The sequence below is a fragment of the Lysobacter sp. OAE881 genome, from assembly GCF_040546665.1.
In the GTDB taxonomy this organism is placed as follows: Bacteria; Pseudomonadota; Gammaproteobacteria; order Xanthomonadales; family Xanthomonadaceae; genus Lysobacter_J; species Lysobacter_J soli.
Window position 1 is genome coordinate 193508 of the sequence record NZ_JBEPOG010000001.1, and the last position, 13966, is coordinate 207473.

Below are 13966 nucleotides of genomic sequence, written 5' to 3' on the forward strand. Positions count from 1 at the left end.
GCGGACGCCGGGACCCAGGCTCGCAGCGTGCGTTCACCGATGCCCGGTTGTAATCGGGAGAGCGTGAACGTCGCTGGGTCCCCGCTTTCGCGGGGATGACGGACCTATCGCTCGCACATCCCTGTAGTTCGGACGTCAGACGTCCCCGCCCGTCGCCCAACCCTCGCCCGTGCCGCGGTTGAACACGGTATCGGTGTCCAGCACGTTGCCGGCGGGAATCGAGTCCTGCTTCGCGAGCGACGCATAGATCGGCGTGAAGTCGGGACGCGTGGCTTCCATCAACTGCTCGTAGCTGTCGATGACGAAGTAGGTCTTCTGGAAAGTATCGATGCGGTACTGCGTGCGCATGATGCGTTCCAGGTCGAAGCCGATGCGGTTCGGCGCGGCGCTGTCGAGGCAGTGGATCGACTCGCCCTTCGACGACACGATGCCGCTGCCGTAGATGCGCAGGCCGTCGTCCTGTTTGATCAGGCCGAATTCCACCGTGTACCAGTACAGGCGCGTCAGGTTCACCAGCGCGTCGGGGCCGATGCCGTGCGCTTTCACCCCGCCGCGGCCGTAGGCCTGCATGTAGTCGGCGAAAACGGGGTTCATCAGCAGCGGAACGTGGCCGAAGAGGTCGTGGAACAGATCCGGCTCGGCGAGGTAATCGAGCTGCTCGGGCTTGCGGATCCACCACGTCACCGGGAAACGGCGGTTCGCGAGGTGGTCGAAGAAGGTCAGTTCCGGCAGCAGGCCCTCGACGCCGACCAGCTCCCAGCCGGTCGCCTTGCGCAGCATCCGGTTGAGATCGTCGTACTTCGGGATGCGATCGGGCGTCATCCCCATCGCTTCCTGCGTGCGCAGGAATTCGTCGCTCGCACGGCCGACCAGGATTTCGCGCTGGCGCTTGAACAGCGTGCTCCAGACCTCGTGGTCGGTGGCGGTGTAATTGGCCCAGGGTTGCTCGACGACCGCCGTCGTGTAGACCGGCACGTAGCCCTTGTCGGTCATCTGGTGTTCCACGCGGTTCGGGGTGCCGAGGTTCATGCCGTGCTCCTGAGTCGAACTTCGACTGTAGCGACCGGATGGCGCAATGGGCTTGCGTTGTTGCGCATCGGCTCGGCCTAGGCGCAAGATCCTTGCGTCAGACAAGAGATGAGCGCAATCCATGGCTACCGTGGAACTCGACCGCACCGATCTGCTCATCCTGGCCGAACTCCAGCGGGAAGGCCGCCTGACCAATGCCGAGCTGGCCGAACGCGTCCACCTCTCGGCTTCGGCCTGCCTTCGCCGCGTGCAGCGGCTGGAACGGGAAGGCGTGATCGCGGGCTACCGGGCTGAGGTAGATCCCGAACGATTGGGCCTCGGGCTTCAGGCCTTTGTCCGCGTGCAGCTTTCACGGCACGATGCCGACGCGATCACCGCTTTTGCGACCTTCGTGAACCAGTGGGACGAGGTCGTCGCCTGTCACGCGCTGACCGGTGACATGGACTACCTGCTGCAGATCGTCGTGCAGGATCTGGAGCACTTCTCGCGGTTCCTGCTCGATCGGCTGCTCACCCAGGCGGGCGTCGCGGACGTGAACTCGAGCTTCGTCCTGCGGACGGTGAAGGCGTCCGGCGGATTGCCGCTGCCGGCGCGTTGATCAGCCCTGCCCGCGCAAGCTACGGGCTTCTTCGGCCAACGTCCGCGAACCGGCGATGATCATGCGCACCATCAGCGTGAGCTGGCGGACCAGTTCCGGATCCTTCTCTCGCGGGAGGTCGACCGCCGTGGCGCCCATCGCAAAAACCAGGCGAGTGATGGCCTTGGCGACCAGCGCCGGCTCGCGCAGGGTCACGCCCTGGGCGGCATTGATCTGGATCAGGCTGATGCGCAGCTCTTCCTCGAAGAAGCTCAGCTGGCGGTCGACCGCATGCTTGAAGGCATCCGAGCCCGCGGTGCCTTCGCGCAGCAGCACATGCAGCAGCTGGTCGTCGGCGCGGAGCTGTTCCATGAACGCCTCGACCGCGCCGCGCACGGCGCTGCGGTCGATCGCGGCGCGCACCCGGGCGGCCTCGATGATCTTCTGCAACGAAACGCCGGCAAGATCGATCAGCGCGACGGCCAGTTCGTCCATGTCGCGGAACTGGCGATAGAAGCTGTTCGGCGCGATGCCGGCCTCGCGGGCGACTTCACGCAGGCTGAGCGTCGAGACGCTCCGATGCGGTCCGATCAGCTTGAGCGCCGCCGCGAGCAGGTCTTCGCGCGAGATCGCCGACTTTCGACCCGCGATGTGCTCGGAATCGGCGGGAATGTGGGTGGTTGGGCTCAAGGCGGCGGGCACGGCGGCGATCGGTCCGGCATCATATCGGGGATTTAATATACAGTCGTATACACATCTGTGCGCGTGTCTGTATAGTTCAACCCATGAGTGCCGTTCTCCGTTCCTCCAAGCGCCCGCGCGGTCTGCGCCGGCTGATCCACGCCTGCGTCGCCCCGAGCGTCTTCGACTTCTGGGCCCAGCGCCTGGACCGCACCTGGACGTGGGACCGCCCGCTGGCCCGCATCGTCGAGCGCCGCGCCGAATCGCGCGACGCCGTGACGCTGGTGCTGCGCCCGAACCGCCACTGGCGCGGCTTCCGCGCCGGCCAGCACGTCAACGTCAGCGCGGAGATCGACGGCACTTCGGTCACGCGCAGCTACAGCCTGAGCGCCGCGCCTCGCGCCGACGGCCTGCTGGCGATCACCGTCAAGCGCGTGGAAGGCGGCAAGCTCAGCACGCACCTGTTCGACAACGCGTGCGTGGGCGACGTCCTCCATATCGGTCCGGCCTTCGGCGAGATGGCCTGGCCGGACGCCCACGACGCCGGTTGGCTGCTGCTGGCCGCCGGCAGCGGCATCACGCCGCTGATGGCGCTGGTGCGCGAACACGCGACGCGCGGCATGCCCGCGCCGGTGACGCTGCTGTACTGGGCGCGCACCCGCGAGGAACTGTGCTTCGCCGACGAACTGCTTGCGCTGGCCGACGCGCATCCGGAATTCGCGGTGCACTGCCTGCTCACGCGCGAAGGGGAGGCCGGCGCCGAACCGGCCGGTCGCCTCGACGCCGCGCAGCTGTCCGCGCTCGTGCCGGACGCCGCGCAGCGCCGCGTCTACGCCTGCGGTCCGTCGGGTTTCGTCGACACGGCGCGCGCGCTGCTGGAAGGCAGCGCCCGCAGTTTCCACGCCGAAGCCTTCACGCCGCCGGCGCGCTCTTTCGAGGACAGCGGCGAAGCCGTCGTCACCCTGCAACGCAGCGGCCGCACGCTGACCGTGCCGCGCGGGCAGTCGCTGCTCACGGCGCTGGAAGCGCAGGGCATCAAGCCGGCGTCCGGCTGCCGCATGGGCATCTGCAACACCTGCGCCTGCGGCAAGTCCGCCGGCGCCACGCGCGACCTCGCCACCGGCGAGATCCGCACCGAACCCGCGTCCGCGCTGCGCCTGTGCATCAGCGCCGCCGCGGGCGACATCGAACTGGACCTGTAAGTTGAGCCGCACCGACATGACGTTCCGCAATCGCGCACTTTCCCCGGCAGAACTCGACCGCTTCGGCGCGGAGCTCGACGACCTGCGCAAGCGCACCGTGGCCACGCTCGGCCAGCGCGACGCCAATTACATCCGCTCGATCGTCGCGTGGGTCCGCTGGACCGAAGTCGCCGGTCGCGGCCTGCTGTACCTGGGCGCGTTCTCGCTGCTGTTCGCGCCGGCGCTGCTGTGGCCGGCGTGCGTGCTCGGCGCGCTGATCCTGGGCCTGTCGAAGATCCTGGAGAACATGGAGCTGGGCCACAACGTCATCCACGGCCAGTACGACTGGATGCGCGACCCGCACCTGGACGGCAAGACGTACGAGTGGGACATCGTCGGCACCGCCGACAACTGGCGCCACACGCACAACTTCCGCCACCACACCTACACCAACGTGCGCGGGCTGGACGACGACATCGGCTACGGGCTGCTGCGCATCTTCCCGGAACAGCGCTGGCGCGCGTATTACCTGATGCAGCCGGTGATCGCGGTGGTGTTCGCGCTGCTGTTCGAGTGGGGCGTGGCGATCCAGAACCTCAAGCTCGGCCGCTGGATCCACGGCAAGGTCTCGCACCGCCAGATGTGGCGCATGTTCAAGCCGGTGGGCCGCAAGATGGCGCGGCAGATCGTGAAGGACTACGTCGTGTTCCCCGCGCTGGCCGGCCCGTTCTTCCTGCCGGTGCTGCTGGGCAACGTCGTGGCGAACATCATCCGCAACCTGTGGACCTACACGATCATCTTCTGCGGGCATTTCACCGCCGAAGCGGAGACGTTCCCGAAGGATTGCGTGCGCAACGAATCGCGCGGCCACTGGTACCTGCGCCAGCTGCGCGGTTCGTCGAACATCAGCGGCGGCTGGCTGATCGACGTGCTCTCGGGCAACCTGAGCCACCAGATCGAGCACCATTTCTACCCGGACGTGCCGGCCAACCGTTATGCGGCGATGGCGGTGGAAGTGCGCGAGATCTGCAAGCGCTACGGCCAGCACTACAACACCGGCTCGCTGCCGAAGCAGTTCGGCCAGGTGGTCTGGCGCATCGTGCGGCACGCGTTCCCGAGCCGCCCGCGGCGTGTTGCGCCGCTGGTGGCGGCTAGCGACGCGGCTTGATGTCTTAAGCCCCTCTCCGCGCGGGAGAGGGGCTCAAAAAGCGAAGCGCGGGGCAGCTCACCGCGACAGCACACCCTGCTCCGCGAGCGCCTTGCACTGCGGGTCGCGGCGCAGCTTCGACATCCACTTGCGGTCTTCTTCCTCGCAGAACGCGCGCAGCTTCGCCTGCTCGGCCTTCGCGTCGGCCTGCCGGCGTGCCGCGATCGCCTCGTCCTGGCGCGCCTTCTGCCATTGCGCGACCTTTGCGCGGATCTGCGGCATCGCCGCGAGCGCGGCGCGTTCGCCTTCCATGATCGCGTTGTTGCGCTGCTCGAAATCCGCCGGGCCGATTTCGTTGACGCTCGGGCGGATCACGACGTCGGCGCGCGCCAGTTCCTGCGCGCCGAGCTTCTGGCCCATGATCGTGATCGACTGGTTGACGTTGCCCAGCATGCTGCCCGGGTTCTTGCCGCTGGCCTTGCTGGAGATGTCGACCGCGATGACGAGGTCTGCGCCGAGCTGGCGCGCCGCATCCACCGGCACGGGGCTCACGACGCCGCCGTCGACGTAGTGGAACTTGCCGATCGCCACCGGCTCGAACACGCCCGGAATGCTGCTCGACGCGCGCACCGCCTGGCCGGTGTTGCCGCGCACGAACACGGTGCGGTCGCCGGTTTCCAGATTCGTCGCCACCGCCGCGAACGGCATGCGCATGCGCTCGATGCTCTTTCCGCCGACCAGCTGGTTCACGTAGTCCTGCAGTTTCTGGCCTTTGACCACGCCGCCGGAGAACAGGCTGACGTCGCGGATCTGCGCCTCATCCAGCGAGAACGCCGTTTTCTGCATCGCGAACGCATCCATGCCGCTGGCGTAGAGCGCACCGACGACGCTGCCCGCGCTGGTGCCGGCGACGACCACCGGCTGGAAGCCGTTGGCTTCGAGCATCTTGATCACGCCGATGTGCGCGAAGCCCTTCGCCGCGCCGCCACCCAGCGCGAGGCCGATGCGGACCTTCGGCGCCGGTGCGGCAGGCGCGACGACGGCCGGCGGCGGAGTCGGCTTCACGGCCTCGCCGCCGCAGGCGCCGAGCAGGACGGCGAGGGAAGCGAGCAGGAGGGGGCGCAGCGAACGGAGCGGGGTCATGGACACGGGAAAGAAGGATTGGAGGCGATCAGCGGCGGAGGATACAGCGGGCGGGCGGCGCGACAGCGTGCGCACCGCGGCGGATTCATCGGTCAGCGCAATTCCTTGCGCACGACGAGCTTCAGCCCCGACCACACTGCATCCACCGCGCAGACCTTCACGTCGACGAAGCCGAGCGGCAGCGCGACGTCACGGATCGTGTCCTCGGTGATGTCGGTCGGCACCTTCGCGGCCTTCTTCGGCCACGAGACCCACACCGCCGCGTCTGTCGCGAGCGTGCGACGGCACGTGCCGAGCACGTCGGCCAGCACCGCGCGCTGCGTACAGAACACGTGCGCGATGTCGACGCCCTTCGACAGCTTCGCCACGAACCGGACGCCCGGCGGCGGCGGTTCGAGCAACGCGCGGTAGTCCTCCGGCGCGGCCAGCGTCCATATGCTGGAGCCCTCGCGCACGCCCAGCTTCTTCGCCAGGGGCGTGCCCGAATAGCCGCTGCCGGACGACGTGGTCATCGCGCAATCAGAACGCGTTGTCGCCGTCGAGGATGCGGCCGAGTCCGCCGAGCACCGAGCCTTCGCCGCGCGCTTGCCCGCCGCCCTGCGGCGCCGCGGCCAGCATGCGGCCGGCCATCCGCGAGAACGGCAGCGACTGCAGCCACACCTTGCCCGGGCCGGTCAGCGTAGCGAGGAACACGCCTTCGCCGCCGAACATCATGCTCTTGATGCCGCCGACGGCGCGCACGTCCATCTGCACGGTGTGGTGGTAGGCCATCACGCAGCCGGTGTCGACGTCCAGGCGCTCGCCGGCGCGCAGTTCGCGCTCGACCACCGTGCCGCCGGCGTGCACGAACACCCAGCCGTCGCCTTCCAGCTTCTGCATGATGAAACCCTCGCCGCCGAACAGGCCGGTGAGGATGCGCTTCTGGAACGCGACGCCAACCGACACGCCGCGCGCGCCGGCCAGGAAGCTGTCCTTCTGGCAAATCAGCCGGCCGCCGTGCTCGTCGAGCTTCATCGCGAGCACCGTGCCCGGATAGGGCGCGGCGAACGCGACGCGCGCCTTGCCGCTGCCGGTGTGCGTGAACATCGTGGTGAACAGGCTTTCGCCGCTGAGCACGCGCTTGCCGGCCGAGAACAGCTTGTCCATCACGCCGCCGCCCTGCCCCGTGTGGCGGCCGTCGCCGAAGACGGTGTCCATCTGCACGGCGGCGTCCTTGTACATCATCGCGCCGGCCTCGGCGATCGCGCATTCGCCCGGATCGAGCTCGACCTCGACGAACTGCATGTCGTTGCCGACGATGCGAAAATCGATGTCGTCGCTGGCGCGCGAAGCGACCGACGGCGTCGGCGGCGGCAGGTGCGCCGGCTGCACACCGGTGGCTTCGGCGAATTCCGGCACCGAGCGCACGGCCTGCCAGCCCGACAGGCCTTCGCGCCAGCACAGGTCGTCCGGATGCTGGCGTGCGTGGGCGCGTGCGGAAGCGGGATCGAGCGGACCGACGCGCTGCGAGCTGCCGGCGGAAACGAAATACCACTGCGTCATGGGAATCCTGTCGTCGCGTCGGAAAGCCGCGAGTGTAGCGGCGGGGTATCGCGGTGCATGGGCGGGAGGTCACTGCGGGCGCCTGCGTGCGAAGCGGCGTTCATGCGGCGGCTAGTCCCTTACCGAACCCACGCTGTTTCGAGCCCCTCTCCCATCGGGAGAGGGGTTGGGGTGAGGGGCAACGAAGCCATCACATCCAACTTCCGATGCTTCACAGCGCTGAGTTTTGGCTTTCCCTTTCAATGGGAGGGGGAAGCAGGCATCACGAGCGCGGAAGTACTCGCACGTCCCGCCCCTCACCCCAACCCCTCTCCCGGAGGGAGAGGGGCTCAGAGCCAAGGCTCGATGCAACTACCCCAACGCGGCCAGCGCCGCCGCACGCGCATGAAGCGCCGTCGTATCGAACAGCGGCACGCTCGCATCGTCCTCGCCGACCAGCAGTCCGATCTCGGTGCAGCCCAGGATGATCCCCTGGGCGCCGCGCGCGACGAGCCCATCCATCACGCGTCCGTATTGCGCGCGCGATTCGTCGCGGATCACGCCCTGGCACAGCTCGTCGTAGATGACGCGATGCACGAGGTCGCGTTCGTCCGGTTCCGGTACCAGCACGTCCAGCCCGTGCCTTTCGATCAACCGCCGGCGATAGAAATCCTGCTCCATCGTGAAACGCGTCCCGAGCAGCCCGATGCGCGTAATGCCGCGTGCGCGGATCGCATCGCCCGTCGCGTCGGCGATGTGCAACAACGGCAACCCGCTCGCCGCTTCCACCGCATCAGCAACCTTGTGCATCGTGTTCGTGCAGATGACCAGCAGCTGCGCGCCGCCGGCCTTCAGCGAGCGTGCCGCGTCGGCCAGCACCGCACCGGCCGCGTCCCAGTCGCCCGCATGCTGGAGCTTCTCGATTTCAGCGAACTCGACGCTGTACAGCAGCAGGCGCGCCGAATGCAGGCCGCCGAGCTGCTCCTTCACCGTCTGGTTGATCGTGCGGTAGTAGGGGACGGTCGATTCCCAGCTCATGCCGCCGATCAGGCCCAGCGTTTTCATCGCGCCGCCTTCGCGGGCTTGCCGAACTTCTCGCCGAAGAAATCGCCCGCGTTCCATTGCGGACGCTGCGGCGAGTCGGCAATCAGCCGGCCGATGCGCGCGTTGAGTTTCGCCAGCCGCGCCGCGTCGGCCCACTGGATCGGCTGCGACAGGTCGTCGCCGGGCTGGTGATAGCGCTCCTTGAGGAACGCGTCCTGCACCGACTTCGCATCGCCGTCCACGCCGCTGTAGCCGCCGTCCAGGTACACCGCGGGCACGCCGGCGCGGATGAACGCGTACTGGTCGCTGCGCACGAACACCACCTCCTCCGGCGATGGATCGGGCGACAGCGACACGCCGATCTCCCTCGCCGCCTGCTGCACCAGCGGATGCAGCGTCGAATGCTCCACGCCGATGGGCACGACGTCCTTGGTCGGCGACAGCAGCATCGGCATGTCCATGTTGACGTTGGCGACCAGCGTGCCATCGACGCTCGGATGCCGCGCGAACCACTCCGCGCCGAGCAGGCCCTTCTCCTCCGCCGTCACCGCGACGAACAGCACCGAGCGCTTGGGCGCCGCGCCATCGTGCGCGAGCCGGTTCGCGGCCTCCAGCATCACGCCGATGCCCAGCGCGTTGTCGAGCGCGCCGTTGTAGATCGCATCGCCCTTCACCGGCGCGCCGATGCCGACGTGGTCCAGGTGCGCGCTGAAGACGACGTGCTCGTTCTTCAGCGCCGCATCGCTGCCTTCCAGGCGCGCGACGACGTTGCGCGATTCCACCGGCGCGATCGCGGTATGCGCGGCCAGGCGAATCGTGCCCGGCAGGTCGAACGCGCGCAGCTTCCCATCGCGCAATTCCTGGAACAGCTGACCGGCGGTGCGTCCGCCGGCGGACAGCAGCGCGTCGGCGCTGGCCGAGCTCGCCATCGCGTACACGCGCAACTGCGGCCACGTGTCGATGCCCTTGCCGTCCGTGCCGCGCAGGCGCATGCCCGGCGTCTGCCAGTTGTCGGCCCGACGCTGCCACGGCGAACGCGCCTGTTCGTCGTCGCTCTGCACTTCGATCATGCCCACCGCGCCGCGGCGGACGAGTTCCTCGGCCTTGGTCGCGCGCGAGGAATGGAACGCACGGCGGTCGTTGTCGAACTTCGCCGGCGCGCCATTGAACAGCACCGCGATCTTCCCCTTCACGTCGACCCCGGCGAAGTCGTCGTGCTGCAGCTCCGGCGCGTAGACGCCCTGCCCCACGAACACCGCCGGCGCCTCAACGCTGGCCTGGGCTTCGTTGAAGTTGATGCCGGGCAGGAAGTCGTCGCGGAAGCGCAGCGCGCGTTCCTGTCCGTCGCGCACGACCACCAGCGCGTTGCCCTCGGGCTGGCGCACGCCACGCAGCATCGGCACGGTCTGGAAATAGCGGCCGTCGTCGCCCGCCGGCGCCAGGCCGATCGCACGGAAGCGCTGCGCGACGTAGAGCGAGGCGAGGTCGTATCCGCGCGTGCCGGCCTCGCGGCCTTCGAGCAGGTCGTCGGCGAGGAAGCGCACGTCGGCCTCGATGCGTCGTGCGTCGCTGCCGGCGCTGGCGTCGTAGGTTTCCTTCACCGGCGTGGACGCCGGTGCGGTCGGCGCAGGCGCCTTCTGGCAGGCCGCGAGGGCCAGGGCAAGACTGAGCAGCGCGATGCGGCGCATGGGCGGTTCCGGAAATCAGGAGTCCCGGAACCTAGCACCCGCGCCGAACGCGGCCAAATGCCGTTCGGCGTGAGGATCGAACGGGGTTACGGCTCGCGCCGGGGCGGGAATCGCAGTACGACGCCGTTGTCGCGTTCCGGCCGGTTCCACAGCACCGGCACTTCGCGCGGCGGCGGCGGTTCGAGTTCGTCCGACAGCGGCGCGATGGTCGCTTCTTCCTCGTCTTCCCAGCTGTAGCGCTTGCGCGGCGGCAGCGGATCGGTGCCGCGCAGCAGGTACGCGGCGAGGACGCCGGCGATCGCGCCGCCCAGGTGCGCCTGCCAGGACACGCCCGGCTCGCGCGGCAGGATCGTGAGCAACATGCCGCCGTAGAACATGAAGGCGAGCATCGCCGCAGCGATGGACGCGCGATCGCGACGGAGCAGGCCGAGCACGAACACCAGGAACATCAGCCCATGCGTGATGCCGCTCGCGCCCAGGTGCCGCGTGCCGGGATCGCCCAGCAGCCACGCGCCCAGCCCGGAGCCGATCCACAGCAGCGGCAGCGCGCGGATCGTCGCCTTCGGATACAGCCCGCCGGCGAGCGTGCCGAGCATCAGCAGCGCGATGGCATTGGCGGCGACGTGTTCGAACGAACCGTGCAGTAGCGGCGCGGCGAGGATGCCGCGCAGGCCCTCGATCGACCACGGCTGCACCGTCCAGGCGGCGACATCGAAATGCCCCTGCGCGCTGAAGGCCGCAAGCAGCACCAGCACGAAGGCCAGGCTGGTGTTGAACGCCCGCAGCCAGCGGCGCTTGTCGGCGCGGCGCTGCTCGGGGGTGTCGGGGACCGCTTCGGGCGTGGGCAGGTGCATGCGAACGACATTGAAGCGTCAGCTCGCGATTACAAGGCCGGCGCGGCGGGCCGGTGAATCCCGCGATCGCTCCTGCAGGGCCTTGCCGCCGCGGTCCTCGAAAAAACGCGGCCGCCCTGCCCCGACCCCGTAAAAAATGCCGCGATGAACGCTCCCCTGCCCTCCGTACGCCTCAAGAACGCCTGGAAATCCACCCATCCCTGGATCTTCCAGCGCCTCGTCGACAAGCCCGCCCAGCGGCCCAAGCCCGGCGCCATCGTCGACGTGCTGGGCGTCGAGGGCGACTGGATCGGCCGCGGCTTCTACAACGGCCACTCGCGCATCGCCGTGCGCATCCTCGAAACGAACCCCGACATCGACGTCGACGCCGGCTGGTTCGCGCGCAAGATCGCCGCCGCCGTCTCGCTGCGTCGAGACGTGCTCAAGCTCGATGAAGTCAGCGACGCCTGGCGCGTGGTGCACAGCGAAGGCGATGGCCTGTCCGGCCTGGTCGTGGACCGCTACGGCGACCTTCTGGTGGTGGAGTTCTTCAGCGCCGGCATGTTCCGCCATCGCGAATGGATCTACGACGCGTTGAAGGCGCAGTTCCCCGGCTGCCGCTTCTACAGCTTCGCCGACGAACACGTGCAGAAGCAGGAATCCTTCGATTTCCGCGGCACCGAGCCCGTGCCGCCGGCCGTCATCACCGAATACGGCATCAAGTTCCGCGCCGACCCGGCCGGCGCGCACAAGACCGGCTTCTTCGCCGACCAGCGCGAGAACCGCCAGTGGCTGTCGCAGCAGGTCACCGGTAAGACCGTGCTCGACCTGTGCTGCAACACCGGCGGTTTCGCCGTGTATTCGGCCGTGCGCGGCGCCACCGAAGTGCTGGGCGTGGACATCGACGCCGACGTGATCGAGATCGCCAAGGGCAACGCGAAGCTCAACAACGTGCGCCCGCGCTTCGTGCAGGCCGACATCTTCCCGTGGCTGCGCGACGCCGGCATCCGCGGCGACCAGTACGACGTGGTGATCCTCGATCCGGCCAAGATGACGCGCGATCGCGAGCAGGTGATCCCGGCGCTCAAGAAGTACCTGGACATGAACAAGCTCGCCCTCGGCGTGGTGAAGCCCGGCGGCCTGTTCGCGACGTTCTCGTGCACCGGTCTGGTCAGCGAGGACCAGTTCCTCGACATGCTGCGTCGTGCCGCGTACTACTCCGGCCGCACCGTGCAGGTGCTCAAGGTGGCCGGCGCCGGCGCGGATCATCCGTGGCTCGCGCAGGTGCAGGAATCGCGCTACCTCAAGGCGGTGTTCTGCCGCGTGGTGGACTGAGCGCCCTCCCCTCGCATGCCGACGTGGCGCGCCGGGATTTCCCCACCCCACGTCGCGCGCAGTTCCGAACGTCGACGGCCGCCTCGCGTCTCACGGCATGAGACCGCGGCCGATACACTGCAAGTCGTACCAACCCGCAAGAGGCGCACATCATGGACACGCTGATCATCGCGGCAGGCGTCGCCATCGTGCTCATGCTGGTCTACGTGGCTTGGCTGCTCACACGGCTGGCGCGTGGACAGGGTGAAGGCGCCGGCGTCGGCGAACTGGCCACGCTTCGCGAGGCCGAACGCGCCAAGGCCATCGAGTTGTCTGCCTTGCACGTGCGGTTGTCCGAGCGCGATGCCGACCTCGCCGCCGGCGCGGAAACGATCGCGCGACTCGCGCAGGAGCGCGACGAAGCGCAGGAACGTGCCGAACGCATGGGCACCTCGGCACTGGAACTCGCCGCCAGCCTTCGCGCCCGCGAAACCGAACTCGGCGATGTGCGCCAGCGGCTCGAGGCCGAGCGTGACGAACTCACGCGCCTTCGCGCAGAACTCGTGCAGCTGCGCGAGCGCAGCGCGCAGCTCGACGCGAACCTCGCCCACGCCGAGCAGGCGAAGGCCGAGATCAAGGGTTTCCTCGAAACCGCGCAGTCGAAGCTCTCGGCCACCTTCGCCGAACTGGCCGGCAAGACGTTCGAAGAGCGCGGGGCGCAGTTCGAGAACAACGTGCGCAACGCGACGCAGCAGTCGAAGTCGGACATCGAGACGCTGCTCAAGCCGTTCGCCGAGCAGCTCAACGTCTTCCGCCATCGCGTGGACACGGTCTACGGCGAAGAGGCGAAGGAACGCGCCGCGCTGGCCGGCGCCGTCAACGAGCTCAAGACGCTCAACCAGGACATGGCCGAGCAGGCGTCGGCACTGACGCGCGCGCTGAAGGGCAGCGCGAAGGTGCGCGGCGACTGGGGCGAGCTGATGCTGGAAAGCGTGCTGCGTGGCTCCGGCCTGGAAGAAGGCACGCATTACGACCGCCAGACCTCCAGCGAGGACGAGGAAGGTCGCCGCCTGCGTCCGGACGTGGTCGTGCGCCTGCCGGGCGACCGTCGCATCGTCGTCGACAGCAAGGTCAACCTGATCGACTGGCAGCAGGCGATGAACGCCGAGACGCCGGAAGCGCACGAGGACGCACTGCGTCGCCATTCGGTCGCGCTGCGCCAGCACATGAAGGACCTGGCGGAGAAGAACTATCCGAAGGCCGTCGGCGATTCCGCGCTGGAGGTGACCGTCGCGTTCGTGCCGATCGAAGGCGCGCTGTCGGCCGCACTGGGCACCGATGCATCGCTGCAGACCGACGCGTTCGCGCGCGGCATCGTGTTCGCCTCGCCCAATACGCTGATGGCCGTGCTGCGTGTCATCGAGCGGCTGTGGACGCGCGACAAGGTGCAGCGCGAGGCCATCGAGATCAGCAAGACCGGCGGCCTGCTGCTCGATGCGCTGCAGAACTTCCTCGCCGAGTTCGATCTGGTCGGCCGCAAGCTGACCGACGCGCATACCGCCTTCACCGATGCGCGCAGCAAGCTGTCCGAGTCGCGACACGCCGTCATTCCACGCGCCAAGCGCCTGGTGGAGCTGGGCGTGAAGGGAAAGAAGGCGCTGGCGGCGGAGCTCGAACCGGACGAGCCGATGCTGCCGCTGGTACTGGAGCGCTCCGGCTCGGACGACTGAAGGCCGCGGCCCGCGCGATGCGGGGCACGAACCGATGCCCCGCCCTGCTCTGCGGACAAAGAAAAACCCCGATGTCGC

At 68.4% G+C, this 13966-nt stretch carries 13 protein-coding genes; 5 read left to right on the forward strand and 8 right to left on the reverse strand.

The annotated features are described in order from the left end of the window. Positions 1-135: 135 nt before the first annotated feature. Entirely contained in the window at positions 136-1029 is an 894-nt protein-coding gene (gene phhA, locus ABIE51_RS00925) for a phenylalanine 4-monooxygenase (protein WP_115843122.1), read from the reverse strand. 121 nt (positions 1030-1150) lie between these two features. Between phhA and ABIE51_RS00930 the strand changes: the two genes are divergently transcribed. Then, complete coding sequence (locus ABIE51_RS00930; protein WP_192631893.1) at positions 1151-1627, forward strand: Lrp/AsnC family transcriptional regulator; 477 nt, start codon at positions 1151-1153, stop codon at positions 1625-1627. Here the strand turns inward: ABIE51_RS00930 and fabR are convergent, their stop codons facing one another. After that, positions 1628-2278, reverse strand: a complete 651-nt coding sequence (gene fabR / locus ABIE51_RS00935) for an HTH-type transcriptional repressor FabR (protein WP_115843321.1) — start codon at positions 2276-2278, stop codon at positions 1628-1630. A 113-nt stretch (positions 2279-2391) separates the two neighbouring features. Here fabR and ABIE51_RS00940 point away from each other — a divergent pair, with 113 nt between their 5' ends. Next, positions 2392-3489 (forward strand): ferredoxin reductase, encoded by a 1098-nt coding sequence (locus ABIE51_RS00940; protein WP_192631894.1) that lies wholly within the window; start codon positions 2392-2394, stop codon positions 3487-3489. Between the two features lie 16 nt (positions 3490-3505). Next, on the forward strand, positions 3506-4636 hold the full coding sequence (locus ABIE51_RS00945; RefSeq protein ID WP_192632557.1) for a fatty acid desaturase family protein: 1131 nt from the start codon (positions 3506-3508) through the stop codon (positions 4634-4636). 57 nt (positions 4637-4693) lie between these two features. Here ABIE51_RS00945 and ABIE51_RS00950 read toward each other — a convergent pair whose 3' ends face one another. The 6 genes from ABIE51_RS00950 to ABIE51_RS00975 form a co-directional block, all read right to left on the reverse strand. Continuing rightward, positions 4694-5758 carry a patatin-like phospholipase family protein gene (locus tag ABIE51_RS00950; RefSeq protein WP_192631895.1) on the reverse strand — a complete coding sequence of 355 codons (1065 nt, stop codon included), beginning with the start codon at positions 5756-5758 and terminating at the stop codon, positions 4694-4696. Between the two features lie 92 nt (positions 5759-5850). Further along, a complete protein-coding gene (locus ABIE51_RS00955; RefSeq protein WP_192631896.1) occupies positions 5851-6270 on the reverse strand; it encodes a DUF3052 family protein in 420 nt (139 codons plus the stop codon). Positions 6271-6277: 7 nt separating this feature from the next. After that, positions 6278-7300, reverse strand: a complete 1023-nt coding sequence (locus ABIE51_RS00960) for a TIGR00266 family protein (RefSeq protein ID WP_192631897.1) — start codon at positions 7298-7300, stop codon at positions 6278-6280. Positions 7301-7651: 351 nt separating this feature from the next. After that, a complete protein-coding gene (locus ABIE51_RS00965) occupies positions 7652-8344 on the reverse strand; it encodes an aspartate/glutamate racemase family protein (protein ID WP_192631898.1) in 693 nt (230 codons plus the stop codon). After that, positions 8341-10011, reverse strand: a complete 1671-nt coding sequence (locus ABIE51_RS00970) for a M28 family metallopeptidase (protein WP_192631899.1) — start codon at positions 10009-10011, stop codon at positions 8341-8343. Before ABIE51_RS00970 ends, ABIE51_RS00965 begins: the two co-directional genes overlap by 4 nt. An 86-nt stretch (positions 10012-10097) precedes the next feature. After that, on the reverse strand, positions 10098-10865 hold the full coding sequence (locus ABIE51_RS00975) for a rhomboid family intramembrane serine protease (RefSeq protein ID WP_192631900.1): 768 nt from the start codon (positions 10863-10865) through the stop codon (positions 10098-10100). A 144-nt stretch (positions 10866-11009) separates the two neighbouring features. Between ABIE51_RS00975 and ABIE51_RS00980 the strand changes: the two genes are divergently transcribed. After that, positions 11010-12179, forward strand: coding sequence for a class I SAM-dependent rRNA methyltransferase (locus tag ABIE51_RS00980; RefSeq protein WP_192631901.1), 1170 nt, complete (start codon positions 11010-11012; stop codon positions 12177-12179). A gap of 152 nt (positions 12180-12331) precedes the next feature. Next, positions 12332-13888: a DNA recombination protein RmuC gene (locus tag ABIE51_RS00985; protein WP_192631902.1), complete on the forward strand. Its 1557-nt coding sequence runs from the start codon at positions 12332-12334 to the stop codon at positions 13886-13888. Positions 13889-13966 lie beyond the last annotated feature (78 nt).

Coding starts and splice junctions, on each gene's coding strand:
- phhA (WP_115843122.1), bottom strand. CDS start 1,029: ATGAACCTCGGCACCCCGAACCGCGTGGAACACCAGATGACCGACAAG.
- ABIE51_RS00930 (WP_192631893.1), top strand. CDS start 1,151: ATGGCTACCGTGGAACTCGACCGCACCGATCTGCTCATCCTGGCCGAA.
- ABIE51_RS00940 (WP_192631894.1), top strand. CDS start 2,392: ATGAGTGCCGTTCTCCGTTCCTCCAAGCGCCCGCGCGGTCTGCGCCGG.
- ABIE51_RS00945 (WP_192632557.1), top strand. CDS start 3,506: ATGACGTTCCGCAATCGCGCACTTTCCCCGGCAGAACTCGACCGCTTC.
- ABIE51_RS00950 (WP_192631895.1), bottom strand. CDS start 5,758: ATGACCCCGCTCCGTTCGCTGCGCCCCCTCCTGCTCGCTTCCCTCGCC.
- ABIE51_RS00955 (WP_192631896.1), bottom strand. CDS start 6,270: ATGACCACGTCGTCCGGCAGCGGCTATTCGGGCACGCCCCTGGCGAAG.
- ABIE51_RS00960 (WP_192631897.1), bottom strand. CDS start 7,300: ATGACGCAGTGGTATTTCGTTTCCGCCGGCAGCTCGCAGCGCGTCGGT.
- ABIE51_RS00965 (WP_192631898.1), bottom strand. CDS start 8,344: ATGAAAACGCTGGGCCTGATCGGCGGCATGAGCTGGGAATCGACCGTC.
- ABIE51_RS00970 (WP_192631899.1), bottom strand. CDS start 10,011: ATGCGCCGCATCGCGCTGCTCAGTCTTGCCCTGGCCCTCGCGGCCTGC.
- ABIE51_RS00975 (WP_192631900.1), bottom strand. CDS start 10,865: ATGCACCTGCCCACGCCCGAAGCGGTCCCCGACACCCCCGAGCAGCGC.
- ABIE51_RS00980 (WP_192631901.1), top strand. CDS start 11,010: ATGAACGCTCCCCTGCCCTCCGTACGCCTCAAGAACGCCTGGAAATCC.
- ABIE51_RS00985 (WP_192631902.1), top strand. CDS start 12,332: ATGGACACGCTGATCATCGCGGCAGGCGTCGCCATCGTGCTCATGCTG.